This window comes from Methylococcus sp. S1M, assembly GCF_051295855.1.
Taxonomy (GTDB): Bacteria; Pseudomonadota; Gammaproteobacteria; order Methylococcales; family Methylococcaceae; genus Methylococcus; species Methylococcus capsulatus.
The window spans coordinates 160,401-186,851 of the sequence record NZ_JBPDXO010000001.1 but is presented as its reverse complement, the minus strand read 5'-3'; the positions used below and the strand labels follow the sequence as shown (position 1 = coordinate 186,851).

29 protein-coding genes and 1 tRNA gene are annotated in these 26,451 nt (G+C 62.5%); 10 read left to right on the top strand and 20 right to left on the bottom strand.

Translation table 11 applies throughout. The features are described from left to right. Positions 1 to 61: 61 nt before the first annotated feature. The 4 genes from ACSHWJ_RS00815 to ACSHWJ_RS00800 all read left to right on the top strand — a co-directional run bounded on the left by ACSHWJ_RS00815 (position 62) and on the right by ACSHWJ_RS00800 (position 2,864). Complete coding sequence (locus ACSHWJ_RS00815) at positions 62 to 481, top strand: hypothetical protein (protein WP_010960894.1); 420 nt, start codon at positions 62 to 64, stop codon at positions 479 to 481. A gap of 35 nt (positions 482 to 516) precedes the next feature. Next, a complete protein-coding gene (locus ACSHWJ_RS00810) occupies positions 517 to 1,071 on the top strand; it encodes a cytochrome b (protein ID WP_432539159.1) in 555 nt (184 codons plus the stop codon). 55 nt (positions 1,072 to 1,126) lie between these two features. Further along, complete coding sequence (locus ACSHWJ_RS00805) at positions 1,127 to 2,338, top strand: ribonucleotide-diphosphate reductase subunit beta (RefSeq protein WP_218800140.1); 1,212 nt, start codon at positions 1,127 to 1,129, stop codon at positions 2,336 to 2,338. Between the two features lie 115 nt (positions 2,339 to 2,453). Then, the gene (locus ACSHWJ_RS00800; RefSeq protein WP_218800141.1) at positions 2,454 to 2,864 is read left to right on the top strand and encodes a VanZ family protein; all 411 of its coding nucleotides are present in this window, start codon (positions 2,454 to 2,456) and stop codon (positions 2,862 to 2,864) included. Here ACSHWJ_RS00800 and ACSHWJ_RS00795 read toward each other — a convergent pair. Beyond that, positions 2,791 to 3,942 (bottom strand): fatty acid desaturase, encoded by a 1,152-nt coding sequence (locus tag ACSHWJ_RS00795; protein WP_249385334.1) that lies wholly within the window; start codon positions 3,940 to 3,942, stop codon positions 2,791 to 2,793. The genes ACSHWJ_RS00800 and ACSHWJ_RS00795 overlap by 74 nt on opposite strands. 20 nt (positions 3,943 to 3,962) lie before the next feature. Between ACSHWJ_RS00795 and ACSHWJ_RS00790 the strand changes: the two genes are divergently transcribed. The 3 genes from ACSHWJ_RS00790 (at position 3,963) to ACSHWJ_RS00780 (ending at position 8,000) form a co-directional block, all read left to right on the top strand. After that, a complete protein-coding gene (locus ACSHWJ_RS00790; RefSeq protein ID WP_041361102.1) occupies positions 3,963 to 5,726 on the top strand; it encodes a carbamoyltransferase family protein in 1,764 nt (587 codons plus the stop codon). Between the two features lie 5 nt (positions 5,727 to 5,731). Next, positions 5,732 to 7,687, top strand: a complete 1,956-nt coding sequence (locus ACSHWJ_RS00785) for an iron-containing redox enzyme family protein (RefSeq protein WP_432539321.1) — start codon at positions 5,732 to 5,734, stop codon at positions 7,685 to 7,687. Positions 7,688 to 7,793: 106 nt separating this feature from the next. Next, positions 7,794 to 8,000: a hypothetical protein gene (locus tag ACSHWJ_RS00780; RefSeq protein WP_010960901.1), complete on the top strand. Its 207-nt coding sequence runs from the start codon at positions 7,794 to 7,796 to the stop codon at positions 7,998 to 8,000. A 145-nt stretch (positions 8,001 to 8,145) separates the two neighbouring features. Here the strand turns inward: ACSHWJ_RS00780 and ACSHWJ_RS00775 are convergent, their stop codons facing one another. Genes ACSHWJ_RS00775 through ACSHWJ_RS00760 form a run of 4 tightly spaced genes read right to left on the bottom strand, consistent with a single transcriptional unit; the run spans position 8,146 to position 10,255 of the window. Continuing rightward, entirely contained in the window at positions 8,146 to 9,123 is a 978-nt protein-coding gene (locus tag ACSHWJ_RS00775) for a foldase protein PrsA (protein ID WP_218797795.1), read from the bottom strand. Beyond that, entirely contained in the window at positions 9,123 to 9,410 is a 288-nt protein-coding gene (locus ACSHWJ_RS00770) for a BolA family protein (protein ID WP_017365332.1), read from the bottom strand. The genes ACSHWJ_RS00775 and ACSHWJ_RS00770 overlap by 1 nt, the downstream gene beginning before the upstream one ends. Further along, on the bottom strand, positions 9,407 to 9,709 hold the full coding sequence (locus tag ACSHWJ_RS00765) for a YciI family protein (RefSeq protein WP_010960904.1): 303 nt from the start codon (positions 9,707 to 9,709) through the stop codon (positions 9,407 to 9,409). Before ACSHWJ_RS00765 ends, ACSHWJ_RS00770 begins: the two co-directional genes overlap by 4 nt. A gap of 3 nt (positions 9,710 to 9,712) precedes the next feature. Next, positions 9,713 to 10,255 (bottom strand): septation protein A, encoded by a 543-nt coding sequence (locus ACSHWJ_RS00760; RefSeq protein ID WP_017365333.1) that lies wholly within the window; start codon positions 10,253 to 10,255, stop codon positions 9,713 to 9,715. A gap of 189 nt (positions 10,256 to 10,444) precedes the next feature. Between ACSHWJ_RS00760 and ACSHWJ_RS00755 the strand changes: the two genes are divergently transcribed. Then, positions 10,445 to 10,756 carry a DUF1244 domain-containing protein gene (locus ACSHWJ_RS00755; protein WP_010960906.1) on the top strand — a complete coding sequence of 104 codons (312 nt, stop codon included), beginning with the start codon at positions 10,445 to 10,447 and terminating at the stop codon, positions 10,754 to 10,756. Here the strand turns inward: ACSHWJ_RS00755 and gloA are convergent. After that, a complete protein-coding gene (gloA, locus tag ACSHWJ_RS00750; protein WP_010960907.1) occupies positions 10,753 to 11,145 on the bottom strand; it encodes a lactoylglutathione lyase in 393 nt (130 codons plus the stop codon). The two genes, ACSHWJ_RS00755 and gloA, sit on opposite strands and share 4 nt — an antisense overlap. Before the next feature lie 176 nt (positions 11,146 to 11,321). On the opposite strand from gloA, the gene ACSHWJ_RS00745 reads away from it, so the two are divergent. After that, a tRNA-Ser gene (locus tag ACSHWJ_RS00745) sits at positions 11,322 to 11,412 on the top strand. A gap of 156 nt (positions 11,413 to 11,568) precedes the next feature. Here ACSHWJ_RS00745 and ACSHWJ_RS00740 read toward each other — a convergent pair. After that, entirely contained in the window at positions 11,569 to 11,943 is a 375-nt protein-coding gene (locus tag ACSHWJ_RS00740) for a hypothetical protein (protein WP_041361104.1), read from the bottom strand. A gap of 429 nt (positions 11,944 to 12,372) precedes the next feature. Here ACSHWJ_RS00740 and ACSHWJ_RS00735 point away from each other — a divergent pair, with 429 nt between their 5' ends. After that, positions 12,373 to 14,832, top strand: coding sequence for a putative bifunctional diguanylate cyclase/phosphodiesterase (locus ACSHWJ_RS00735; protein WP_218797796.1), 2,460 nt, complete (start codon positions 12,373 to 12,375; stop codon positions 14,830 to 14,832). Between the two features lie 21 nt (positions 14,833 to 14,853). On the opposite strand, the gene ACSHWJ_RS00730 is transcribed toward ACSHWJ_RS00735, so the two are convergent. The 13 genes from ACSHWJ_RS00730 to ACSHWJ_RS00670 form a co-directional block, all read right to left on the bottom strand. Further along, positions 14,854 to 15,162 (bottom strand): hypothetical protein, encoded by a 309-nt coding sequence (locus ACSHWJ_RS00730; protein WP_017365336.1) that lies wholly within the window; start codon positions 15,160 to 15,162, stop codon positions 14,854 to 14,856. 118 nt (positions 15,163 to 15,280) lie between these two features. Then, positions 15,281 to 15,784: a phosphatidylglycerophosphatase A family protein gene (locus ACSHWJ_RS00725; RefSeq protein WP_218797797.1), complete on the bottom strand. Its 504-nt coding sequence runs from the start codon at positions 15,782 to 15,784 to the stop codon at positions 15,281 to 15,283. Further along, positions 15,781 to 16,758, bottom strand: coding sequence for a thiamine-phosphate kinase (gene thiL, locus ACSHWJ_RS00720; RefSeq protein WP_218797798.1), 978 nt, complete (start codon positions 16,756 to 16,758; stop codon positions 15,781 to 15,783). The genes ACSHWJ_RS00725 and thiL overlap by 4 nt, the downstream gene beginning before the upstream one ends. Before the next feature lie 14 nt (positions 16,759 to 16,772). Continuing rightward, positions 16,773 to 17,363, bottom strand: coding sequence for a transcription antitermination factor NusB (nusB, locus tag ACSHWJ_RS00715; protein WP_218797799.1), 591 nt, complete (start codon positions 17,361 to 17,363; stop codon positions 16,773 to 16,775). Continuing rightward, entirely contained in the window at positions 17,360 to 17,839 is a 480-nt protein-coding gene (gene ribH / locus ACSHWJ_RS00710; RefSeq protein WP_010960913.1) for a 6,7-dimethyl-8-ribityllumazine synthase, read from the bottom strand. The genes nusB and ribH overlap by 4 nt, the downstream gene beginning before the upstream one ends. 12 nt (positions 17,840 to 17,851) lie before the next feature. After that, on the bottom strand, positions 17,852 to 18,961 hold the full coding sequence (gene ribBA / locus ACSHWJ_RS00705; RefSeq protein ID WP_026045948.1) for a bifunctional 3,4-dihydroxy-2-butanone-4-phosphate synthase/GTP cyclohydrolase II: 1,110 nt from the start codon (positions 18,959 to 18,961) through the stop codon (positions 17,852 to 17,854). 2 nt (positions 18,962 to 18,963) lie between these two features. Continuing rightward, on the bottom strand, positions 18,964 to 19,623 hold the full coding sequence (locus ACSHWJ_RS00700) for a riboflavin synthase (RefSeq protein WP_010960915.1): 660 nt from the start codon (positions 19,621 to 19,623) through the stop codon (positions 18,964 to 18,966). A 33-nt stretch (positions 19,624 to 19,656) separates the two neighbouring features. After that, complete coding sequence (gene ribD, locus ACSHWJ_RS00695; RefSeq protein ID WP_218797800.1) at positions 19,657 to 20,793, bottom strand: bifunctional diaminohydroxyphosphoribosylaminopyrimidine deaminase/5-amino-6-(5-phosphoribosylamino)uracil reductase RibD; 1,137 nt, start codon at positions 20,791 to 20,793, stop codon at positions 19,657 to 19,659. 15 nt (positions 20,794 to 20,808) lie between these two features. After that, complete coding sequence (gene nrdR / locus ACSHWJ_RS00690) at positions 20,809 to 21,306, bottom strand: transcriptional regulator NrdR (RefSeq protein WP_010960917.1); 498 nt, start codon at positions 21,304 to 21,306, stop codon at positions 20,809 to 20,811. Between the two features lie 53 nt (positions 21,307 to 21,359). Continuing rightward, on the bottom strand, positions 21,360 to 22,616 hold the full coding sequence (gene glyA, locus ACSHWJ_RS00685; protein WP_010960918.1) for a serine hydroxymethyltransferase: 1,257 nt from the start codon (positions 22,614 to 22,616) through the stop codon (positions 21,360 to 21,362). Between the two features lie 129 nt (positions 22,617 to 22,745). After that, the gene (locus ACSHWJ_RS00680) at positions 22,746 to 24,770 is read right to left on the bottom strand and encodes a methyl-accepting chemotaxis protein (RefSeq protein ID WP_050738190.1); all 2,025 of its coding nucleotides are present in this window, start codon (positions 24,768 to 24,770) and stop codon (positions 22,746 to 22,748) included. Beyond that, a complete protein-coding gene (locus ACSHWJ_RS00675) occupies positions 24,767 to 26,053 on the bottom strand; it encodes an ABC transporter substrate-binding protein (protein ID WP_432539158.1) in 1,287 nt (428 codons plus the stop codon). The genes ACSHWJ_RS00680 and ACSHWJ_RS00675 overlap by 4 nt, the downstream gene beginning before the upstream one ends. Positions 26,054 to 26,088: 35 nt before the next feature. Beyond that, on the bottom strand, positions 26,089 to 26,415 hold the full coding sequence (locus tag ACSHWJ_RS00670; RefSeq protein ID WP_218797802.1) for an STAS domain-containing protein: 327 nt from the start codon (positions 26,413 to 26,415) through the stop codon (positions 26,089 to 26,091). Positions 26,416 to 26,451: the final 36 nt, after the last annotated feature.

Below are 26,451 nucleotides of genomic sequence, written 5' to 3'. Positions count from 1 at the left end.
GGGTCCTGGCGGAAGGCTCCCTGAAAACAACTGAAACCATAAGAGAGGCAAGGAGAGGCAAATGAGCGAACTGACCAAACTCATTTATGCATTCGTCGGCATCATGATCGTCGGCTTTGGGATCGTGTATTTCTCCAAGGAAACCGAGCAGGACAAAGTCGGCCAGGCACTGCTGATGTCGGGCAACATGCTGAACACCTATGCTCGGGAATCCTGCACCCAGGCCGGCGAAGCCAAGGCCGGCACCCACCTTTACATGCCGAGCGAGTCGCAGAGCGACGGCAACAGCTATGTGAGCCTGACCTGGAACTACACCAACAACGGCGACCATGTGCTGACCTGCCGCTACGAACGCGACAAGGGCATCACCGAAATGACGCTCGACGGCGCTCCGGTTGGCAACGTCAGCGTGGACCGGGGGGCGGATGCGCCTTCGCGCGCTGCAGGTGCGGCCAACGGCAAGCACGACGCCGGCCACTGAGACCGTCACCTGATCCACGATAGGGAAGTGCGTCCATGAATACGACCCAGGGCGAATACACCACCACCGCCAAATGGCTGCATTGGCTCATGGCCGCGCTGATCGCGCTGGCATGGCTGATCGGCTTCTACGTCTCGGATCTGCCGAAAGGACCGGAGAAAACCGCCATCATGGCCTGGCACAAGGGGTTGGGCACGGCGGTGTTGGCACTGATAACCGTCCGGCTGGCCTGGCGATTGCTCCATCCGCCCCCGCGGCTGCCGGACACCCTGTCGCCCGGTCTGCAACGGGCAGCGCATTCGGCACACTGGACGTTGTATGGACTGATGATCGCCCAGCCCCTCAGCGGCTGGGCCGTCAGCTCCGCCAACGGCTATCCGGTGAAGCTGTTCGGCCTGATTACACTGCCCGCCCTGGTCGAAAAGAACGAGGTCCTGGCACAGACCTTCGTGGAGATCCACGAATTCCTGGGCTGGGGTCTGGCCCTGCTGGTGGTGGGTCATGTCGTCATGGCGATCAAACATCATCATGTGGACCGCAACGGCATCCTGCACCGGATGCTGCCGGGCCGCCGCCCGACCTCCGACTGAGCCGGACTTTTTCCTTATCCGTGACCTCGATACTACCTCTAAGGGAGTGACAACGATGCTGAATTGGGACGATCCTCTGGCTGGCCTGACGCCACGGTCGAATCCGCCGGCCAATACCGCCCTCACCCTGGATCTCGAAACCTTCGTCGAGCCCGCTCCGACGCCGGAGCCGCTGGCCACCGCGGCCCGGCTCGATAGCATTGTGCCTGCCACCGGCGCAACGGGCCTGGAAAACATCGAGATGGGCGCCCGCCGTATCCAGGTGGACGACAAGAGGATCATCAACTGCCGTGCCGACCTCAACCAACTGGTACCGTTCAAGTATCAATGGGCCTGGCAGAAGTACCTGGACGCCTGCGCCAACCACTGGATGCCGCAGGAAATCAACATGAACGCCGACATCGCCCTGTGGAAGAGCGCGGATGGCTTGACCCCGGACGAACGCATCATCATCAAGCGCAACCTGGGCTTCTTCTCCACAGCGGACTCTCTGGTGGCCAACAACCTGGTACTGGCCGTCTACCGCCACATCACCAACCCGGAATGCCGCCAATATCTGCTGCGTCAGGCCTTCGAGGAAGCCCTGCACACCCATGCCTATCAGTATGTGGTGGAGTCTCTGGGGCTGGACGAAGGCGAGGTGTTCAACATGTACCGCGAGGTACCGGCGGTGGCACGCAAGGCCGAGTGGGCCCTGCCCTTCACCCAGTATCTCGCCGACCCCTATTTCAAAACCGGCACGCCCGAGAACGACCAGAAACTGCTGCGCGAGCTGATCGCCTTCTACGTGATCTTCGAGGGCATCTTCTTCTACGTCGGCTTCACCCAGATCCTCTCCATGGGCCGGCGCAACAAGATGACCGGCACCGCCGAGCAGTTCCAGTACATCATGCGCGACGAGTCCATGCACATGAATTTCGGCATCGACGTCATCAACCAGATCAAGGTCGAAAATCCCCACTTGTGGACGGACGGCTTCAAGGTGGAGATGGTGCAGATGATCCGCGAGGCGGTGGACATCGAAACCCAGTATGCCTACGACACCATGCCGCGCGGCATCCTGGGGCTGAACGCGCCGATGTTCAAGGAATATCTCCAGTTCATCGCCAACCGCCGCTGCGCCCAGATCGGCCTGCCGGAGCAGTATCCCGGGGCAAGCAATCCCTTCCCCTGGATGAGCGAAGTGCTGGATCTGAAGAAGGAGAAAAACTTCTTCGAAACCCGGGTGACCGAGTACCAGACCGGTGGCACGTTGAGCTGGGACTGAACGGGCATCGAACGAGCAACGCGTCCGCCGTGATTTCCGCTCCACGCATAGGCTTCCCCCGTCTAGCCCGTGCGGGAAATCCGGCGGATTCTTCTGCCAGAGCAAGGGAACGGGCATGAATGATCCGACACGGAACCCCTACCGCTACGCCACCGTTTGGCGAGGACTGGGCTGGATCATGGTTGCCGCCGTCGTCGTTCTATCCCTCGTCCCCCAGTTACCCAAGGCTCCGTCCCTGCTGGGCTGGGACAAAGCCCAGCATTTTCTCGCTTATGCGGTGCTGACCGCATGGTTCTGCCAGGCCTATTCACGGCACTGGCGCTGGCCGGCCTTCTTCGTCGCCCTGGGAGCCCTGCTCGAGCTGCTGCAAGGCTTCACCGGCATCAGGACCACTGACCCTTTCGACATACTGGCCAACAGCATCGGGGTATCCATAGGTCTCGGTCTGAGCTTTACCCCGCTGGCATCCGGCCTGCGCCGTTTCGACGATCTCGTTTCCCGCTGCCTGGAAACGCCGTCCGAATAGCACCGCTTGCCGTGTCTGCCTTCGGAAGGCGCGGTTCCACCCCTCCCCGCCCCAAATCGAGCTGACGTTCCGCCCACGTCCGGAAGCTCTCGTTGCGCCGCTGTACCCACAGCGCCATGACCATGTAGCCGTAAGGCATCTGCGGTCCTTCCACCGCAGGGCGCAGTGCCCAGAAGCTCACGCCGGGACGGCGATGGTGGTCGGCATGCCGGGTCAGCGCAAGGAACATGAACAGACTCACGGCCGAATCGTTACGCCAGGCGAGGACTCTCCCGGGACCGGAATCTTCGGTCAAACCGTAGTGCTGGAAGTAGTTGACCGACTCCAGTGTCCGTATGGCCCCCCTCGCCTGATGCAGTAGTACCAGCATCGCCAGCGGGCCGAACAACATCGTGTAGACCCCCAGCCATCCCAGTTCGAACGCCATCCCCGCCAGAACCGCACCACGCCGAGCCGACCAAGCGATGCGCCATTGCTGGCGCAGGCCGCGCCGGTAGAATGCTTCGAAGCTCTCTCCTCTGAACGCGGTGGAGGGATCGTCGGCGCTTCCCAGGCGGGCGTGGTGCCCCAGCTTATGTGCCAGGTAGAAGTGATCGTAGCCCAAGGTAGCCAGCAACAGCCGTCCCAGATGGCGCTGTCCGGCCGAGCGGCGGTGGATCAACTCATGCGCGGGGCAAATGCCGGCGGAAACGAAGTCCGCCGAGACCATCGTCCGGACCACCAGCAGATCGGCCAGACTCGCCCCGACTTCCGCCATGCCGCTCCAGCCCAGTTGGGAAACCATCCGCCCCAAAGCGAACAGATTCAACAGTTGCAGAACCGACAGCAGATACAGCAGAGCATCAAACAAGGAAGCCGGAACCGGTTCCGGCACGACCCGGGTCTCCGCCGGCCCGAAATATTCGGCCAGCAGCAGGAGCAGCATGGGCAGGGTCCACAGCAATGCCACCAGCGGACGGTGGGGGCCACTGGCAAGGAATCCGAGCACCGTCAGAGGAAACACCAGACTGAGGCTGTAGCCGGTCCACCACGGCAGCGGCCGAATGGCCCCCAACCGGGTTTTCGATAGAATGCTCATGAGCTTTGCGGAACCTCACGATGCGGCCATCCAAAGCGCGAACCTATTATCTCGGCCTCTGCCTGACCTATCACGATCCGGCCCTGGCGATCGTCGGCCCCGATGGCGGCGTCCTGTTCGCCGAAGCCGCCGAACGGCGGCTCCAAAGCAAGCGGGCCCTGAATACTCCGCCCGATGACCCGTTCCACTTGCCCCTGCTGCTGCAGGAGCATTGCGCCGATGCCCGCGAGTTCGTCGTCGCCAGCAACTGGCGGGCCACCCGCCCCCTGCATGAGCACCTTGCGCACTGGCTGGGCTGGCTGTCCCCCCGCGGCATCCTCACCAATGCCGGCCGGCGGGTGCATACCTGGCTGGAACCTTACCAGATCTACCACATGCAGGCCGCCCAGCATCACGCCCTCAAGAGCCGTCTGCTCAATCTGGCGCGGACCCTGCGCCGTGATTTCCCCGGCATTCCGGTCCGCATTCGCGGCTACGACCACCACCTCTGCCATGCCGCCCTGGCCTGCTATGCCAGCCCCTTCGACACCGCCGCCTGTGCCGTGATCGATTCCTATGGCGAAACCGGTTCGATGGCCTTCTTCGATTACCGCGACGGCAGACTGCGCCCGATCGCCCGGCAGCGGGGACCGCAGAGTCTCGGATTCTACTATATGAAGCTCACCGAGCTGTGCGGATTCGACTGGACGGGCGGCGAGGAATGGAAGGTCATGGGGCTGGCTGCCTACGGCCACAACGATCCTGAAATCCTGGCATGCCTGCATGACATGATGACCGTGGATGGCTTGGAACTCCTGACGCGGTACCCGGTCTTTTTCGACCGCCTGCGCCGACTGGAGGCCCGGCGACGCCGTCCCGGCCAAGCGGCGGAGGCCGTGGCCAACCTGGCTCACAGCGGTCAGCGTTATTTCAGCGATACCGTTCATCGCCTGCTCAGCCATCTGCATGACCGCCTCGGCTCGCCGCATCTCGCCCTGGCCGGCGGCTGCGCCCTCAATTCGGTCTGCAATGGCAGGATTCTGGAGTCGACACCCTTTCAGGCACTCTACGTGCCGCCGGCCCCGGCCGACGACGGCACCGCCCTCGGCGCCGCCTGGCTGGCGTACCGGGAAGATCATCCCGGTGAGGTCTTCGCAGCCGGCCGACTGTCACCGTATCTCGGCAGTGCGGTCCCGGCGATGGACGCCGAGCGTTTCGCCCATTACGCCGGCCTACCGGTACGGCACCTTCCCGGTGAGCTCCTCATCGACGCCGCCGCGGAGCTGTTGGTCCGAGGCAAGATTCTCGGTTGGGTGCAGGGAAGAGCCGAGTTCGGTCCCCGCGCCCTGGGCAACCGTTCCATCCTGGCCGATCCCCGCCGCGGGGAGACGGGGGAACGGATCAACCGCGAAGTGAAATTCCGCGAGCGCTTCCGTCCCTACGCCCCGGCCGTCCTGCACGAACATGGCCCGAACTGGTTTCTGTCTTATCAGGAATCACCCTACATGGAGCGCACCCTGCGTTTCCGGCCGGAGGTGCGCGAGAGCGTTCCGGCGGTGGTCCATGTGGATGGAACCGGACGGCTGCAGACCGTGAATCCGGAATGGAACCCGCGCTTCCACGACCTGCTCGCTCGCTTCCACCGCCAAAGCGGCGTCCCGCTGCTGCTCAACACCAGTTTCAACGTCATGGGTAAACCCATCGTGCACGGCCTGGAGGACGCATTCGGCGTATTCCTGGGGTCTGGAATGGACGCCCTGGCGATCGGCGATTACCTCTTCATCAAACCGGAGACACCGCCGTGACCTGTATGCGTAGCCTGTGCCGGACCCTGCTGCACGGCCCCGCCGATGCCGGATCACTGAGGACGGCCGAGACGTTTTTCCAGTCCGTGCTGGCCGGCCGGAACGGACCGGTTCCGGATTTCGGGCACCCCTGGCGGGCACCGGCGTTACCTCCGCCGGACGATCCGACCGAACGCCGCAACATTCTTCTCGCGCTGGCACCGGTCATGCTGCTGGACCAGATCTGCCTGGCCCGTGCGGCACGGCCCGCCACCGCCCACCGTCCGGCCGAGTGCCATTTGTTCGATCTGTATTGCCGCAGCATCGGCCTGGATGATCCCGCGGTCTCGGCTCCCATCCGATTTCGGGCTCGACTCGCCCTGGCCGGGGTGGCCGCGCCTTCCTTGAACGATCCCGGTTTTTTCCAAACTCCGGGCATTCCCGATTTCGCCTGGAACCTGCCCGCCGTCCAGCTCTGCCTGTTCCACCGGCCGCGCCGCTACTTTCCCGAGCTGCTGGGCTGGACCCTTGCGCACAATCTGCGGGAACCCGCCTGGTGGGACGGATCGGAAAGCGCCGACCCAAATGACATGGCCCGAAACCGCGCCTTGGCCCATGCGGCGCTGGAGGCTTTCGGCGCAAGGGACGAAGAGCGCATCCGTGCCGGCTGGGACCTTTATCGCCGACTATTCGCCGAACTGTTGAATCAGGCTGCCGCCACGGCTGACCGGAAGCTTCCGGCCGACGAGGCGCTGGCCCTGATCATCGAGGCCAGGCGCAGCCATGCCGTCGGCCATCATGGAAGAATCCTGCTGGACGGACGCAGCCTCGATGAATGGCTGACGGACCCCGATCCGGGCCCGCTGCTCCGGGCCCTGCGCGAATCGGCTTGGGTGGACCGGACCTGTCCCCCGTCCAGCCGCCTGATCCGGGCCATGGACTTTGGTGGGCCGATGTTCGGCGTATTCAGCCGCGCCGAGCAACGGATCTGCCTGGACTGGATCCAAGACGACAAGCACCCGCTACCGCTTGCCCCGCAAGCTCCGCCATTCGTGCCACGCCCCGCCGAGACCGCTCCTCCCCGGGGACATGGCCTCAGATCGAAACGCGCGCTTTACACCGCCTTGCTGGGCGCCGAATCGACCCCGGACCTTCCGGGACGGGCCGCAGGCACGGTGAGCAGGGTACTCCGGCTGACCCGTCTCATACTGCCTCTGCAGCGCGGGCACCGGCGCTTCTTCCCCTATACCGAATCCGGTTTCCAAGACCGGATCGAGGCCATCCATGCCCACGAAATCGGACGCTATCGGCCGTCAGACCAGCCCCCCCAAATCGGCGAGGCGTTCTGCCGCTGGGTCATCCTCCAATTGGCCCCGACGATCCTGGTGGACGGCTGCTGGCTGGCCGGAATCGGCACGGCGGCGGAATGCCTGGATACCGCCGGCCGCCACCTCCTCAAGATATACGCCGACGAATTGGGCAACGGCCGGCCCGAACGCAACCATCCCAACGTCTACCGCTACCTGCTTGGCCGGCTCGGCATCGAGCTGCCGCCATTTGACAGCGAGGCATTCGCCAGCGATCCGCGCTTTCTCGATGATGCCTTCGACCTTCCCGTCTATCTCCTCGCCGTCGGGCAACACCCCCAACGCTGGTTTCCCGAGCTGCTGGGGCTCAACCTCGCCATCGAACTCAGCGGCCTGGGCGCCGGCTACATGCGAATGATCGACCTGCTGCGCAGCCACGGCATCGATTCCGCCATCGTTCAACTGCACCTCAGCATCGACAATCTCGCCTCCGGCCATGCCGCCCTGGCCCGGGAAGCCATCATGATCTACCTGGACGAAATGGAACGGAAAGGCGGACGGAAGGTTTCGTGCCAGCTCTGGAAGCGGATCTGGACCGGCTATCTTTCACTCTACACCGCCGCATCGCGCCTGGCTTGGCGGCTCCACCGTCGGTCGGCCCGGAGCGGAAACTGAAAAGAATACTTGACCGTGAGCCTCGAGATGCCTGATGAGTCGATCGAACCGCGCCGGCTTTCTCGGAGGCTCTCACATTTGAGAGTAGGAAGCCTTGAAGAAAGCGATGAAATTCCCTCCCCACGAAGTCAGGGAGCGGGAGCATCAGGGGAGGCATGAATCGCGCCTGGCGGCGATCCGCTCCATTGCCACGAAGACCGGTCGTACGGAGAAGACGCTGCGGCGCTGGATATGGCAGTCGGAGAAGGACGACGGCCAACGCGAGGGGACGACGTTTGACCGCAGCCTGTCCGATTCCGCCATCGCCGCGTGACTCAAAGCAAACAGCCTCCGGAAAACACGGGGCGGTTCAGCGACGTAAGACTCGAAAAAACTGTGGTGGTTCTCCGGCCGGTAGCGCCCGTTGCGCTACCGGCCGGACCTGGAGACATCGGGACGGGTGTCCCGAGTACGGCCGACTATTTCTTGGGCGGGGCCGTGGGAGCGGAAGTCCCGGCCGGCACTGCCGCCGGCTCGGCCGCGCCGGACTCCTTACCCTCCAACGAGCCAGCCGGAGCCGCTGCAGGGGAAGCCTCGGGCGTCGGCGTCGGCGTCGCAAAGCGCTCGACCTTTGCTTTCGCCATCAGATCATCGATGTACTGATGCAGTTTCTGCGTCTGCAACATGGACTTGATCTGCTCCTTGACGGCATCGAACGCCGGCGGAGCGGACTCGCGCGACTCCTCGCGCTGGATCACGTGCCAGCCGAACTGCGTCTGAACGGGCACCTGGGTGATCTCGCCGTTTTTCAGCTTCTCGACCGCCTCGGAGAAGGGTTGAACCATCTGCTGAGGACTGAACCAGCCCAGTTCGCCACCTTCGTTGTTGGAGCCCGGGTCCTTCGAAAATTTCTTGGCGAGGTCTTCAAACTTCGCACCTTTGCCGAGCTTGGCGATGATATCCTTCGCCACGTCTTCCTTGTCGACCAGGATGTGGCGGGCCCGGTATTCGGCGCGCTGCATGGCGCCAATGCGGCTGTCGTACTCCTTCTGGAGCTCCTCATCGGAGATGGTGAGGTTTTTCATGAAGTCCTCGGCAGCGATCTGCGAGAGAATCACCCTTTCGGCGTTGTCGATCCGCGCCTGGTATTCCGGATTCTTGGTCAATTGCTTGGCCACCGCATCCTGCCGCAGCAGTTCGCGCTTGACCAGCTCGTCCACGATTTTTTCCTCCGAAACCTCGCCGCTGCGACGCTGGGCGAGCTCCGATTTGATCGCGCCGACTTCGGCCTTGGTGATGGCCGTGCCGTTGACGACGGCCACCGAGTTCTCCGGCGTCGCTGTGATGCCGGCCTTGGCCGCAGACGCCTGGGACTTCGGCGTTTCGGGAGCGGGCTGATTACAACCGGTCAAGGCGACCGCCAAGATCGCTGCGCCGCTGGCGAGAGTCTTTTTCATCAAAGATTTCCTGTTGTTGGATGTTCAGAAGGAGTCAGGGCTTTCATGCTGAAGGCATGAATTTCGTTGTGCATCATGTCGCCCAGCGCCGAATACACCATCTGGTGACGTTGCACCAGAGATTTCCCGTCGAAAGCGGCTGACACGATCGTGGCATGGAAATGTCCACCGCCCGCCATCGCCCCCGCATGACCGGCATGGGATGCGCTTTCGTCGATGATTTCCAGATGCAGGGGCGCCAGTGCCCCCTGAAGGCGTTCGCGAATCTGTTCGACCCGGCTGCTCATTTCGGGTATACCTGCCGAAAGGGTTTGACCACCACGCGGGCATAGACGCCAGCGCGACCGTAAGGATCTTCGTCTGCCCAGCGTTGCGCGTCTTCCAGGCTCGGAAATTCCGCGACGATCAGGCTGCCGGTGAACCCGGCCTCACCCGGATCCTCGCAGTCGATCGCAGGGTGCGGCCCCGCCAGCACCAGCCGGCCTTCGTCCTGCAACCGGTCGAGCCGCTGCAGATGAGCCGGGCGGGCCCCCTTCCGCATCTCGAGACTGCCGGGGCGATCTTCGCAAAGTATGGCATACAGCACTTCTCACTCCTCGGTCTTGGCATCGGGAACATGGCGCGCCAGGAAGATCGATTGGGCCACGACGAACACCAGGGTCAAGCCCACCATGCCGAACAACTTGAAGTTAACCCAGGTCTCGGTGTCGAAACTATAGACGACGAACAGGTTGGCTGCGCCCACGGTCAGGAAGAACAGAACCCAGGCCAGATTGAGCCGCTGCCAGATTTCCTTGGGCAGGTCGATCTGCTGCCCCATGATCCGTTCGATCAAGGTGCGCTCGCCGACGAAACGGCTGAGCAGGAAGCCCAGACCGAATGCCCAGTTGAGCACGGTCGGCTTCCATTTGATGAACAGCTCATCCCGGAACACCAGGGTGGCTCCGCCGAACACGACGATCAGACCCAGCGTCACGAGGTGCATCGGTTCAACCTTGCGTGTCCGGTACCAAGCGACGCCAACCTGCAACAAGGTCGCTGCGATGGCCACCGCCGTGGCGATGAAGATGCCCTGAAACTTGTAGGCGACAAAAAACAGGACGATGGGAAGAAAATCGGACAACAGTTTCATCGGTACTCGAGCATTTGGGAAGACGCCGGAACCAGTCCTTGCCTTCCGGCGCGGCCGTCTGCGGTATCGGACGGCATCGCAGTCGCCAAACAGAGGCAGTCACGGAGGCCCATAGTTTACACGTCCCGGTGGCGGTGGGCATTATGATCTTCATTTCATCCGGCTTCACGCTTCCCTACACTTTGTTTCATGGACCCAAAGCAACGCACAGAAATCGAAGCGCGGGCGTTCCGCCGCCTCATCGCCCATCTTCGAACCCATACCGAAGTCCAGAACATCGATCTCATGATCACGGGAGACTTCTGCCGCAACTGCCTGGCGAAATGGTACAAGGCGGCGGCGGACGAGATCGGCGCGGAACTGGCATATGCCGACGCACTTGCCGCCGTCTATGGCATGCCTTACGACGAATGGAAAACCCGCTTCCAAACCGAGGCGACGCCCGAACAACTACGGCAATATGAGGAAAAACAGAAGCGCAGACGGCCCCCATCGGCCTAGCCTGCGGGTTTGTGTTCGATCAGTTCGATCCGGTAGCCGTCGGGGTCGGCAACGAACGCGATGACCGTGGTTCCATGCTTCATGGGGCCGGGCTCCCTCACGATCTCGCCCCCTAATGCCCGGATCCGCTCCACGGCCGCATGGATGTCATCCACCCCCAGTGCGATATGACCGAAGCCGGTACCCAGCTCATACTTGCTCACGCCCCAGTTGTAGGTCAGTTCAATCACCGCATCGTGCGCCTCGTCACCGTAGCCCACGAACGCCAAAGTAAATTCGCCGTCCGGAAATTCCATCTGCCGCAGCAGTCGCATGCCCAGAACTTCGGTGTAAAACCAGAGGGACTTCTGAAGATCCCCGACTCGCAGCATGGTATGCAAAATACGCATGGTCTCGTGCTCCTTTTTGCTCGTAGATCGCCATCATGGCCGGCAAGCACAGCCGGCACGGAAGATGATAGCGCGGAGCGAAAGGAAAAACGTCGGATTCCCCCGCGCCGCAGAGCGGCCGCCGCGAACAAGAGCTGACAGTCGGAAAAATCTCGGATAGAATGCGCTCCTTCAACGGAGAGATGTCCGAGTGGTTTAAGGAGCACGCCTGGAAAGTGTGTATACGGTGATACCGTATCGAGGGTTCGAATCCCTCTCTCTCCGCCATCCGTCTGTTCCAGACAGTCCCCCGGCCCGCAGCTGTGCGGGCTTTTTCGTCGAGCTTTCCAACCGAGCGCCTTTCATTCCTAGGCAGTGTATCTTGCCGTTCCCCCTCCAATGCCGGTGAGGAGACCAGCCAGATACACCGCTCGGCCCCATCCGCTACCGCTTCACCCCGTTGGAGATGCCGCCCGTACCGAAGGTGTTGCTCCATTGCCCCACGAACGCCAGCTTGTTCCTGGCAAGCTGCAGGTCAAACGTCGAACTGCCACCGCTGAAATCCATCTGCAGGGACGCACTGCAGTTCTTGTCCACGCTGGCCGTTCCAGTCACATCGAATTCCATGTGATGCCCCATCACACAATGGCCGGTAAATGCGCCTCGAGCGACGTTGATTTCGCATCGTCCGGTATGTTGTTCGGCGAGATTGGACTGGTACATGATCCATGTGCCGTTGAGGTCCGGGGTCTTGCATCCGGCCTGCAGTTGCGCGCTGAACAGGGCAACAGGGAAAGCAGCAAGCAGCAGTTTTTTCATCTTCGTGATGCCTCGTCTTGTTCTTGTCGGGTTCGACCGCCTCGATGAGAGGCGAAATTTCCTTCACGCGATGTCGCGTGGGCATACCGCAAGCAGCTATCATGCCCTGGTCGTCGCCCGGCCTCCCGTCCGATTTGACAGCGGAAATGAAGCAAGCGGGTCCCGTCCCGCTTCACGAAATGAGGCATATGCCGCAGTTGATGGGTTGGTTCGCGCACGACCGGCACTCCAGAAACGACGAAACTCGAGGTGGAACATTGGCCAGCGGGTGATAAGCTTGGTCTCGATAACGTGGTGTTCGGCCTGCAGCGCGACATCCGGCCGACTTTGATGTGCTTCCGGCACGGCTGCGTCGTGCGGTCTCGTAGCGGGACCGCCGATGTCACCGTCGTCCCGGAATGAACTGCGGACGGGAGGAGATACGCGGCCATGGCTCCGATCACGGCATTGAAATCCTCGCTGGGTTACCTGCCCCATGGCTATTGCTACGCATGGGTTCCGGAACTGCTCTGGCTGCACGTGATCTCCGATCTGGTCATCGCGGCCGCTTACTGCGCGATCTCCATCGCGCTCCTCTATTTCGCGAAACGGCGGCGGGACGTGGTTTTCCGCAGCGTGTTCCTCCTGTTCGGCCTATTCATCCTGGCATGCGCCGGTACGCACTTCATGGGAGCCTGGACGGTCTGGTACCCCGCCTACTGGACGGACGGTGCCATCAAGGTCATCACTGCGGCGGTCTCCTTCGGCACCGCGATTCTGGTCTGGCCGCTGATACCCCGAGCCCTGGAAATTCCGTCTCCCAGACAATTGCTCGAACTTAATCAGCATTTGGCGAGCGAGGTGAGCGAGCGAAAACAGGCGGAACAACGCCTGCGCATGCTCATCGACGCAGAGCCCGAATGCGTCAAAACGGTGGGCGCCGACGGCACCCTCCTCGATATGAACCGAGCAGGTCTTCAGATGATCGAGGCCGAATCGATCGAAGAGGTGCGGGGAAAGCCCATCACATCGCTCGTCGCTCCCCAGGACGTCGAACGGTTCAAGGCTTTCAACCAGCGGGTGCTGGCAGGCGAAAGCGGCATACTGGAATTCCAAATCATCGGCCTCAAGGGCGGCAGACGCTGGCTGGAAAGCCATGCAGTGCCTTTCGCCAGCCGCCCCGGCGCCCCCGATGCAGTACTGGCGGTCACGCGTGACGTCACCGAACGTAAACTGGCGGAAGAAGCCGTCCGGTTGGCGGCGACGGCTTTCGAGACCAGCGAAGCCATCATGATCACCGATGCTGCCGGTATCGTACAGCGGGTCAACTCGGGCTATTCCGCGATCACCGGTTACACCTCCGATGAAATCGTGGGCACGCCTTCGGAGTTTCTTCACCCTGGCGGAGAGGAAGGCAAAACTTCCCCACGGGCGATCCTCGAAGCCTTGAAAGGGACAGACTGCTGGAAGGGCGAACTGACCGCCCGGCGCAAGAATGGCGACGTCTGTCCGGTATGGCTTTCCATCAAGGCGGTACGTAACGACGAGCAGATCCTCACCCATTATGTCGTGACCTTCGTTGACATCAGCGAGCGCAAGCGGGCGCAGCAGGAAATCGAGCAGTTGGCCTATTTCGATCCTCTGACCGGCCTGCCGAACCGCCGCTTGTTTCTCGAACGGCTGAATCAGGCCATTGGCGAAAGCTGTGTCAACGGATCCCGCTGCTCACTGCTGTTCGTCGATCTCGACCGGTTCAAGCATCTCAACGATGCACGCGGCCACACGGTGGGTGACCAACTGCTGCGCAAAGTCGCCGAGCGCCTGTCCGAGGGTGTCGGCCGGGGCGGCATGGTCGCCCGGCTGGGCGGCGACGAATTCGTGATCCTGCTGAATGGCCTGGATGAAGAATTCGAATCCGCCTGCCGACGTACCATGGATGTTGCGGAAAATCTCCGGGTGATACTGCAACGGCCCTTCGTCCTCTCCAGCGGCCAGCACTACGTCACCGCGAGCATCGGTACCGCCATTTATCCGTTCGATACGGACTCGGCAGACGATCTGCTGAAAGCGGCGGACATGGCCATGTACGAGGCCAAAGCCTCAGGACGCAACACGGTGAGGGCTTATGCATCGACCATGCAGGCCGCGGCCGAGACCCGTCTGACCCTGGAAAGGGACATGCATGCAGCGCTGGAACGCAGGGAGTTCCGCCTCTATCTGCAGTCCCAGGTCGATGGGAACGGCAGAATCGTGGGCGCGGAAGCACTGCTGCGCTGGCAGCACCCGACCGAGGGAATACTGTTGCCTGACAAGTTCATCGCCCTGGCCGAAGAAACCGGACTGATTCTGCCGATCGGGGAGTGGGTCTTCGAACAGGTCTGCCACGAAAACGTGCGTCTGTCACAGGCGGGACACCGGTTGAGCCTGTCCGTGAACATCAGCCCCCGCCGCTTCCAGCAAGCTGATTTCCTCGACCACGTCCAGCGGATTCTGAAACGAACCGGTGCCAATCCTCATGATCTGATCTTCGAAATCACGGAAGGTCTGCTGGTTTCGGACTTCGACGACGCCATCGCGAAAATGAGCTTCCTGGAAAGGCTGGGCATCCGGTTTTCGGTGGACGACTTCGGTACCGGTTACTCTTCGCTGGCTTATCTGAAACGCCTGCCGCTCAGTGAACTGAAGATCGCGCAGACCTTTGTCAATGACTTGCCGGATGACCCCAGCGATGTCGCGCTGGTCCAGACCATCCTGTCGATGGCCTACCATTTGAACCTGGAGACCGTGGCCGAAGGTGTCGAAACCCGCGCCCAGCTCGAATTTCTGAAGGCCAGGGGCTGCACGCGCTTTCAAGGATACTATTTCAGCCCGCCGCTTCCGGCCACGGAATTCTTCGAGAAGCTCGCGTGATACCGAACCGCTGGACTGCCATCAATCCGTCGGCCGCATCAACGGGGTCTCGACGCTGATCTCGCTCTCGCATCTCGGGCAGGCATACCAGGTTTCGGCGTCTGATCCCCAGGCATAAGCACCGTTCCCGTCCTGCTCCATCGGCACGAGTTCCCGACCCCGCCCGCGCCAGCCGCATTCCGGACACAGGTACATGGATCGCTCCATTTCGTCCAGGAAACGCTGAAACGCAACGAAGCTGATCTTGTTCATCGACATGCGGGCGGAACTGATGTGAAAGCGGATCCCTGCCGCTTTGTCGTCGCAATCCTTGGTGATGCGTCTGGCCATGGCGATTCCCCGTTCTTGTTGTTTGTGGACTGGTGCGGGTAACCCGGTTACCTGTGTCAAACAACTTACTCCTTCCTGGATCGACGGGTCAAATCCCACACCCACCGACCGTCCATGATCAGCGAAACAGGCCGGTTACCGACGATGGTGATACCAAGACATGAAGGATCACGGACGACAGCAGGCCGGCAGCCACGTCGTCGAGCATGACGCCCCAGCCGCCCGCCGTTCCACGGTCGATGGCCCGGATGGGCCAGGGTTTGACGATGTCGAAGAACCGGAAGAGGATGAAGCCCAGCAGCACGTTCTGCCAAGAGGTCGGGAGGCCCCACATCGTCACGAGGAAACCGACTATCTCATCCCATACGATCGCGGGATGGTCGATCTCTCCCAGCGCGCGGCCACAGCGCCCGCAGGCAACCACGCCCAGCCCCAGCGAAACGACGACGACGGTCGAATAGACCACCGGACCGGTGCCGACGAGCAGAAGATATGGCGGAATTGCCACCAGGGTCCCCAAGGTGCCAGGCGCCCAGGGAGACAGCCCGGCCCCGAAGCCAACGGCGATCGCAGTCCAGGGACTATGGAATGCCTGGCGGAAACCGACGCGACGGCCCCTCATCTTCGCGCCTCCCCGGAAACGAAGTGCAGATACCCAGAGCGTGACAGCTCGACCGGACGGCCGCGCCGCCGGATGATCAGACCCGATCCGGTACGGATCGTCCCGATGCGCCTCACCGGGGTGGCGGTTGCATCGGCGGCAGACGCGATCGCCTGGGCATAGGCGGGGGACGCGGTGAAACACAGTTCGTAGTCGTCACCGGCGACCAACGGCATCTGCCAGTCGCCGGAGTCGGCCACGTAACGGCCGACGCCTGCCGACAACGGCAGAGACTCCCAGTCCACCTCGGCGCCAACGGAACTTTGCTCGAGGATGTGCCCGAGGTCTGCCGCCAGACCATCCGAGACATCGATGCCGGCGCTGGCAAATTCTCCGAGGCGTATGCCGAAGTCGGTCCGGGGCTGGGGGGCTTCCAGCCGATCCAGCGCCTCCTCGTCCGGGACAAGATAGGCCCCCTGCCTGATCCTCAGCCCCAGACCGGCGAGGCCGATGCTGCCGGTGAGATAAATGGCATCTCCGGGTTTGGCACCCGCACGCTTTACTCCAGGCCTGCCGTCCACGGTTCCCAGGGCGTGGACCGTGATGGCCAGCGGCCCCCGCGTGGTGTCCCCCCCGATCAGCTGTACCCTGTGGCGCTCGGCGAGGCGGAAGAAGCCTTGCGCAAAAGCCGCGATCCATTCGGGATCGTTTTCCGGCAGGGTCAAGGCCAGCAAAGCCCATCTCGGTCTGGCTCCCATGGCGGCCAGGTCGCTGAGATTGACCGCGAGCGCCTTATGGCCGAGCCTTGTCGGATCGGTATCGGAAAAAAAATGGATGCCCGCGACCAGTGTGTCGGTGGTCAGGGCTAACCGCGCAGCTGCCGTGAAGTTCAGGACCGCGCAGTCGTCGCCGATGCCGATCTCGGTGTTCACGTCCGCTACCCGCTGTCTGGAAAAAAAGCGCCGGATGATCTCGAATTCACCCGGCCGTTGCATGGAACCGGGCAAGTTCACCCCCGTCGGCGGGCCGCCATTTCGACCGCCCGGCATTCGTGTGCCACCCGGTCGAGGATGCCGTTCACATAACGATAGCTCTGGGCAGCGCCGAATTCCTTGGCCAGATTGATGGCCTCGTTCAGAATCACCCGGTACGGCGTCTCCGGCCGGCGCATGAATTCGTAGCAACCGATGCGAAGGATCGCTCGCTCCACCGGATCGACTTCATCGATGGGACGATCGAGATATTTCGCCAGCGCGGCATCCAGCAGGGCCAGATTGTTCGCCACGCCATGGAGGAGCTCCTTGAAATAGCCGACCTGGACGTCGGGCACCTGACATTGACTGGCCCGCTGCTCCAGCGTCACATCCTCTTCCTCGTCCGTCCCTTGGGAACGGCCAAACTTCTCCAGCAACTCCTCGAGTTGTTCCCGTTCGGGCGGACTCAGTTCAAAACCCTCGGCATGGCGCCGGTACAACGACTTGGCTAGCTGCAACTCCTCGACGAACTGACGTTCGATGTCCGGCAGGCTGTCCCGCGCCAGTTGCCACTGGTAGACGGCCTGCACGGCGGCACGGCGCGCCAGTGTCCGCGCCAGACTCATTCGGCCCCCAACTGCCGCAGCAGATTGACCATTTCGATCGCGGACAACGCCGCTTCGGCGCCCTTGTTGCCGGCTTTGGTCCCGGCCCGTTCGACTGCCTGCTCGATGGTGTCTACGGTGAGCACGCCGAAGGCGACTGGCAGACCGTGCTGCAGCGAAACGCCCGCCAGGCCTTTCACGCATTCGCCGGCGACGTAATCGAAATGCGGGGTCGCGCCTCTGATCACCGCACCCAGCGCGATGATCGCATCGAAACGCCCGGAATCGGCGATCTTCTTGACGGCCAGTGGCAGCTCATAGGCACCCGGTGTCTTGGCGATGCAAATGTCCTCCCTGCTGGCGCCGTGGCGGATCAGGGCATCGACCGCGCCGCTGACCAGGTGGTCCACGATGAAACTGTTGAAGCGCGAAGCGGCGATGCACACACGCAGCCCGGCGGCATTCATGCCACCTTCGAAAATCTTGATATGAGCCATATCGGTTCCCGATCAGTCGGTTGTCACGTAGTCCACGACTTCCAGCCCGTAGCCGGAAAGCCCCAAATATTTCTTGTGCGCGCCCAGTACCCGCAGTTTGCGCACGCCCAGGTCGGCGAGAATCTGCGCCCCGGTTCCGGTCGTGCGCCAGTCCACGCCCGGGTCCTCGCGCTGGCCGATGTCCACACCGTGGTCCTCCATCTGGTACTGATGTATGCGCTCCACCAAGCAACGATCGTCTTCCTCGTTGCGGATCACGACGAGCACGCCACGCCCCTCGTCGGCGATCCGCTTCATCGCCGCGCGCAGGGAGATACCGATGTCGCCGCGCCTCACCCCGAACAAATCGGTCAGCAGATTGCGGCCATGGACCCTTACCAGCACCGGCTCGCCGCCGGCGACGTCGCCCAGCGTCAGGGCGAGATGCAGTTTGTTGTCCAGACGGTCCTGATAGGCGTGGAGGCGGAAGCGACCGTGTTCGGTCGGGAAATCGCATTCGCAGATGCGTTCCACGGTCTGCTCGTTCTGCATCCGGTAATGGATCAGGTCGGCGATGGTGCCGATCTTGAGGCCATGGACGGCCGCAAACTTTTCCAGGTCGGCACGCCGCGCCATCGAACCGTCCTCGTTGAGGATTTCGACGATGACAGCCGCCGGTACCAGGCCGGCCAGGCGCGCCAGGTCGCAGCCCGCCTCCGTGTGTCCGGCACGGTTGAGCACCCCGCCGGGTTGCGCCATGAGCGGAAAGATATGGCCCGGCTGGACCAGATCGTCGGGCCTGGCGTCCGGAGCGACGGCGCACTGGATGGTACGCGCCCGGTCGCTGGCCGAAATACCCGTGGTGACACCGGTGGCGGCTTCGATCGACACCGTGAAATTGGTCGAATGCGGCGTCCGGTTCTCATTCACCATCAAGGGCAGCCGCAACTGCTGGCAGCGCTCACGAGTCAGTGTCAGACAGATCAGACCCCGGCCATAACGCGCCATGAAGTTGATGTCCTCCGGCCGCACATGCCCCGCCGCCATGACGAGATCGCCTTCGTTTTCCCGGTCCTCATCGTCCATGATGACGACCATCCTGCCTTGGCGGATGTCTTCTATGATTTCTTCGATCGTATTCAGCGTCATTCCGGGATGAATCCATGACCGCGCAGCCATTCGCGCGTGAGTGAACCGGCGGGCCGCGCCGCGTCCCCGCCTTGAATCAAGCGCTCCAGGTACCGGGCCAACAGGTCGACTTCAAGATTGACGCGTCGGCCAGCCTGGGCGTCCTTCAGCGTCGTTACCGCCAGCGTATGGGGAACGACGTTGACGTCGAACACGCTGCCGTCGACGCGATTGACCGTCAGACTGATTCCGTCGATGCAGATCGACCCCTTTTCGGCGATGTATTTCGCCAGGTGCGCAGGCGCATCGAGCTGGAATCTGACCGACCGTCCATCCTCGTCCCGTGCCATGATGGTACCGATGCCGTCGACATGGCCGCTGACGATGTGTCCACCCAGGCGGCTGCCCGGTGTCAGTGCCAGCTCCAGGTTGAGCGCAGTCCCGGTCCGGAGCTCCCCGAGCGTGGTACGTGACAGGGTCTCGCGGGAGACGTCGGCGCGGAAACCGCCCTCGCCGAACCCGACTACCGTCAAGCAGACGCCATTGACCGCGATGCTGTCGCCAAGCCTCACATCGCTCATGGCCAACTTGCCGGCGGCGACGGTCAGGCGGTAATCGCCGCCGCGGGGCTCCTTGCGCTGTAACTGCCCCATGGCCTGTATTATGCCTGTAAACATGGTTTCAGGGTTCCCCGGAACTCACCACCCGTTTCAGCCGCTCGACCGCAGGATCAGCCGCATGTCACTGCCGACCCGCCGCGCATCCACGATCGCCAGTTCCGGACGGTCCGCCATCCCGGCCAGACCGGGCAGACGGAACAGCCCACGCGCTTCGTCTCCCAAGACACAAGGAGCGAGATAGACGACCCACTCATCGACCACGCCGGCCGACAGCAGCGCTCCGTTCAGGCTAGCACCGGCTTCGAAAAGCACCTCGTTGAACTCCAGCCGTCCCAGCAGCCGCACGACGGCTGCCACGTCCGGCCTTCCCGCGCCATCGGGCTCGACCTCCAGCACTTCGGCGCCGACATCGAGCAGTGCTTGCCGCGCCCGGGGATCGCTCGCCGTGGTCAGCACCAGCGTACGTCCGGGCTGCTGGAAAACCCGTGCGTTCGGCGGTGACTGCAGACGGCTGTCCAGAATCACCCGTGCCGGCTGCTCCAGCTCGGTCGCATCATTCGGCCGGGCGGTGAGAAAAGGATCGTCGGCTCGCAAGGTGCCGATCCCTGTCACGATAACCGAGCTGCGCGCCCTCAGGCGATGGACGTCGCGCCGAGCCGCATCTCCGGTGATCCATTTGCTGTCACCGGACGCCAGGGCGGTACGCCCGTCGAGGCTCATGGCCAGCTTGCTCCGGACAAACGGCAAACCCGAACGCATCCGCTTGACGAAGCCCTGATTCAAGCGCTCCGCCTCCCGCGCCAGCAAACCGCAGGACACTTCGATGCCCGCCCGCCGCAACCGTTCGAGACCTTGCCCGGCCACCCGTGGATTGGGATCCTGCATGGCTGCCACCACCCGATGCACCCCCGCCTCGATCAGGGCATCGGCGCAGGGCGGTGTGCGGCCATGATGCGAACAAGGCTCCAGCGTCACATAGACCGTGGCCCCTGCCGCCCGCCCCCGGGCATCCCGCAGCGCCGCGATCTCGGCATGGGGGCCGCCGGCCCGCTGGTGCCAGCCCGCGCCGACCACTTCGTTTCCTTGCACCACGACGGAACCCACCCGGGGGTTGGGGTCGGTCGTATACATACCCTTTTCGGCCAGACGCAAGGCATGCGCCATGAAGCAGTGATCCTCGGGAGACCAGCCGGCGCCATCAGACAAAGGGAATATCGATGAAGACACGGATCGCCTGTTCTTTTAGGCGTCGAATGCATCCGCCTGTCTGCCGGCGGTTTCCGAATCCGGTTCGCTCTCCAGGCGGTCGATCACTTCACGAAACTGGTTGACGTCCTCGAACCGGCGGTAGACAGAGGCGAACCGGACATATGCCACGTCGTCGAGCTGGCTCAACTCGTTCATCACATATTCGCCGACCAAGCGGGACTGCACTTCACGTTCACCCGTCGCAAGAAGACGCTTCTCGATCCGGGTGATGGCGGCTTCTACCCGGTCGCTGGATACGGGACGCTTCTCCAGGGCGCGCAGCATGCCCGCCCGCAGCTTCTCCTCGCGGAACGGCTGCCGGCTGCCATCCGATTTCACCACCCTGGGCATGTTGAGTTCCGCCGCCTCATAGGTGGTGAAGCGTTCCTTGCACTCGCCGCACTCACGGCGGCGGCGCACCTGGTCCCCTTCGTGGGACAGGCGGGAATCCACGACTCGGGTATCTTGAGCACCGCAGAAAGGGCACCGCACAGGCGTACTTCACCCCTCACAAGCGGCGCGACTCCGCTGAGCGGCCTGCACTTTCAGTTGGCATAGACCGGGAAACGCCGGCACAGATGGGTCACCTCCTCGCGCACCTGGCCTATGACCGTTTCATCTCCCGGGCAGTCCATGATATCGCACATCCAGCCTGCCAACAGCCGGCACTCCTCGACCCCAAAGCCGCGCGTCGTCACCGCGGGGGTCCCCACCCGGATGCCGCTGGTCACGAAGGGCGACTGCGGATCGTTCGGCACCGCATTTTTGTTGACGGTGATATGCGCTCTGCCCAACACCTCTTCCGCCAGCTTGCCGGTGAGGCCCTTTTGGATCAGATCGACCAGGAACAGATGATTCCGGGTGCCGCCCGACACGATACGGTAGCCGCGCTCGATGAAAGTCTTCGCCATGGCGTCGGCGTTCTCCATCACCGCTGACTGGTAGTGCCTGAAATCCGGCTGCAAGGCCTCCTTTAATGCCACTGCCTTCGCCGCGATCACATGCATCAGCGGCCCCCCTTGAATGCCGGGGAAAACCAGCGAGTTGAGCTGTTTCTCGACCTCGGGATTGGCTTTGGCCAGAATCAGGCCACCGCGCGGGCCACGAAGCGTCTTGTGGGTTGTGGTCGTGGTCACGTCGGCGATCTGCACCGGGCTGGGGTACAGGCCGGCCGCGATCAGCCCCGCGACGTGGGCCATGTCGACCATGAGCCAAGCACCGACCGAGTCGGCAATCGCCCGGAAACGCTGCCAGTCGACCACCTGGGAGTAGGCCGAGAAACCGGCCACGATCATCTTTGGACGGTGCTCCCGGGCCAGTTCGTCGACCTGGTCGTAATCGATCTCCCCGGTTTCCGGGTTGAGTCCATATTGTACGGCATTGTAAATCTTGCCTGAAAAGTTGACCTTGGCGCCATGGGTCAGATGTCCACCGTGCGCCAGACTCATGCCCAGCACCGTATCGCCCGGCTTCAGCAAAGCCATGTACACGGCGGCATTGGCCTGCGAACCGGAATGCGGCTGGACATTGGCATAATCAGCCCCGAACAGTCGTTTCGCGCGCTCGATGGCCAGTGTCTCCACAATGTCGACGTACTCGCAGCCTCCGTAGTAGCGTTTGCCCGGATACCCTTCCGCGTATTTGTTGGTCAGCACGGTTCCCTGTGCCTGCAGCACCCGCGGGCTGGCATAGTTCTCCGATGCGATCAGCTCGATATGGTCCTCTTGCCTGCGTTCCTCTTCCTGGATCGCAGCCCAGAGTTCGTCGTCGAATCCGGCAATTTCCATACCCTTGCTGAACATGGGAACCTAAACCTCTTCCGTCGGAGTGAAAAAACGCGCCTTGGCAGCGCAAGATCGAACGCGAGAGTTTACACTGATTGGTCGCAGGCTTCCAAACGCGTTCCCGGGAATCGCCTTACCCCCAGCGGCTCACGACAAGCGGAAAATGGCGATTTCCTTGCGTAGCTCAGCGATCGCCGTTTCCAGCCGCTGGGAGGCCCGGTTGGTTTCTTCCAATGCCCGTGCGGACTGCATCGCACTCTCCGACAAGGCCACCATGGCGTCGCGAATCTGGAGCGCGCCGGCCGACTGCGAGCGCATGCCTTCGTGCACGGCGTCGAAGCGGGGCGTCAGCTCGCCCACCTGTTCGATGATTCGGGAAAATTGTTGACTGATCCGGCGGGTCTCGTCGACCCCCCGCCGGACCTGCTCCGAAAACTTGTCCATTTCCATGACCCCGATCGATACTGCGGCATGCATCTCCCGCACCACGGTCTCGATGTCCAGCGTGGCCACGGCGGTCTGATCGGCGAGGCGGCGGATCTCGCGGGCGACGACGGAGAATCCCAGGCCGAACTCTCCGGCTTTCTCGGCCTCGATCGAGGCGTTGAGCGACAGGAGATTGGTTTGTTCAGCCACCCGCTTGATAGTGGTGGTCATGGCGGAAATATCGCTCGCACGCGCGCTGATCGCATTGAGCTTGTCGGCGATGGAACCGGTGGACTCGGCCAGGGTATGCATCACCTGTTCCATGTCGGTCAGTTCGTTCCGTCCGGCGTTCGCCATCTCGGCCGTACTCCCGGCCATGCGCGTCACATCCGCCATGGTGCGCAACAGCTCCTCCGAGGTCGCCGAAATTTCCCGCGAGGCCGCGGCGATCTGATTCGTAGTCGCACCGAAAGCCGATATGTCCTCCTCCTGGGCCCGGTTCATCGCCGTCAGCGTATTGGAAGTCGACACCAGCTCGATGATCGATTTCTGCACCTGTCCGACCAGCGAATTGAGATAGGACGTCATCCGCCCCAGAGCCCGGAGCAGCTTGCCGGTTTCGTCGTTCCGGTCGCTGTCGAGGTTCGCCGTCAGGTCGCCGGCGGCGACCGTCTCGGCGGCGGCAATGGCTTCGCCCACCGGGCGCGAGATGGTACGCGAGACCAGAGACGCCGCCAGGGCGGTGGGAATCAGCAGCAGCGCCAGCAGCCCGCCGTTGACCAGGCGCTGGGTATCCACCAGGGCCAAGGCTTCGCCCACGTCCATCTGCACCGAGAGGCCCCAGCGGAAGGACGGGAGATAGGTCCAGCTCGCTAGCACCGGCTCCTTGAATATCCCTGGGATTTCACCGAAGTCACGATTTCCGAGGACGGCTTTCTGGATGCCTTGGCCTTGACTGTCCCCCATCTGGATACGGAGTTTCTGCGCCGCGTCGGGCTGGTTCCTCAGCGGTGAAATGATGCGTATCTCGTTGTGGTCGAGGAGGCCCACGATGGTCTGCCCGGTGTTTCCCAGGCCGCTGTAGTCCAGGAACGGTGCGAACACCTCGTCCGTATCCAACTGCAGGGCGATGATGGCGACGAGTTCTCCCCCACTGTCGAACAGTGGCGTCACGACGTATCCCACCGGTTTATCGCCCCCCGGATAGGCGCCGAAATCGGAGATTTCGGCATCGAGCAAGGTGGTGGCGTGCAGCACTGCTTTGGCCAGCGGTGACTCCTTCAGCAAACCTTCAAAGAGGTTGTTCCCGAGCTGCTGGACCGGATGCGACTGGTACAGAACCTCCCCACGCGGATCGAAGGCGATCAGATTCCTGAAAGCGAGATTTTCGATCATGAAGTCCAGCACGGGACGTATCTCTCCATCGAATGCCTGAAGTTCCCTGGCGTAGCGTCCCGGTTCGCGCCGGTACTTCTGCAAGGCGTTGATCGAAGAGACCAGATAACGGTCGTTGCGCAGCACCACTGCAGCCCGTATCCGCTCATAAGCATAGGTTTCGACGTCCTCGGCCTTGGAAAGGGCGATGAACATCAGCTCTCCCTGGACGCGGTCGCGCAGTGCCTCAGCGGAAAGGTTGTTGGTGACCACGGTCAACACAATGGCTGGAACCGTCGCCAGGACCAGGAACCAGCGGAGTATGCGCCCTCCGATGGTGCCTTGTTCGAGCCACGACACCGTAAATTTCACCGCAGTTTGTCCTTGCGGCCGGCGGCCGCGACGGGAGGCACCGGATTCGCCCAGTTGTGGTTCCAGCCCAGGTAGAGTTCGTTGAGAAAACTTTCCCACTCGCGTCTGCTGCGGGTCCTGGGATACGGAACGGGCCGGATGGGATGATCCGTCGACCAGACGATTTCGACCTGGCCGTTGTCGAGAATCCGCCCGATGTTGAACGACCGCCAGGTATGGCGGGTGGCCGGATCGATCGTCACCACCCCCTCGGGGGCATCGATGCTTTGGCCGAGCATGTATTCGTTCACCAGGGCGGCCTCGGGCGACCCCGCCTCCCGCACCGCCTCGGCCCAAAGCAGCACGCTGAAATACGCCGTCTCCGGGAAATCCGCCGTCACGCGGTCCTGGCCGTAACGCTCCCGGAAGCGGCGGACGAACGAGGTGTTTTCCTCGCGGCCCACTGCCTGAAAATAACCCCAGGCGGAATAATGCCCGACAGCATCCGCCGGCGGGATATCGCGGAGCTCTTCCTCCCCGACCGAAAGCGAAACGACGGGAACGTCTTTCGCCTGGATGCCGGACTCCCGCAGCACACGGTAGAAAGCCAGATTCGATTCTCCCGCGATCGTACTGATGACGACGCTCGGGCGGAGGGCGACGATCTTTTCGACCACGCTGCCGACGTCGCTGCTGCCGAAGAAAACGTATTCCTCGCCCACGATTTCGCCGTCCAGCCCCTTGATCCAGTCCCGCAGGACGGCATTGACGCTGTGCGGCCAGACGTAATCCGACCCCACCAGGAAAACCCGGTGGCCCAGCTTGTCCAGGCTCCACTTCAGGGCAGGAACGATCTGCTGGTTGGGAGCCAGCCCCGTGTAGATGATGTTCTTGGAAATCTCCAGGCCTTCATAGGCCATGGGGTAGATCAGCAGATGGTCATGTTTTTCCACCACCGGCTTGACGTTTTTCCGGCAAGCCGAGGTCCAGCAGCCAATGATCGCACTGACCTTTTCCTCGGTGATCAACCGGCCCGCCTGCCTGGCGAAGGTTCCCCAGTCCGATGCGCCATCGGCCACCACCGCCTCGACACGGCGCCCCAGCAGACCGCCACCGGCATTGATCTCGTCGATCGCCATGAGCTCCGCATCCACCGCCGATTTCTCGCTGATGGCCATGGCACCGGTCAGCGAATGCAGTATACCGATCCTGATCGGCGGCCGGGTGTGCTCACGAAATGCCCATGCGCCTACCAAAGCGGCCAGGACCGCGAGCACCGCGCTCGAAACGATCAGCTTCTTCATGGCTGACACCCGGAGCCCTGCACTGGCATCCTTGCTCAGATCACGTGATCCAGCGTGGGATAGATGGAAAACAGCCGGCTGAATCCACTGATCTCGAAAACGTCGTTGACCGCCGGAGTCAAGGCGCAGAGTTTCACCGAGCCTTCCGCTTCCTTGAGTTTCTTGGCGATCAGCAGAAAGACCCGTAACCCGGCACTGCTGATGTAACTGATGGAGGAAAGATCCATCACCAGGTTGCGAGTTCCCGCGTCCAGCCAGGCCAGCGCCTGCTCCTCGAAAGCACGGGACGCGGCGGCGTCGATACGGCCGCTCAGATGCGCGACCAGCACCGCGCCGCGGGTTTCACAAGTGATATCAAGCATCGGTCTGCTCCAGGCAACGAGTCGAAATGCGGAAAA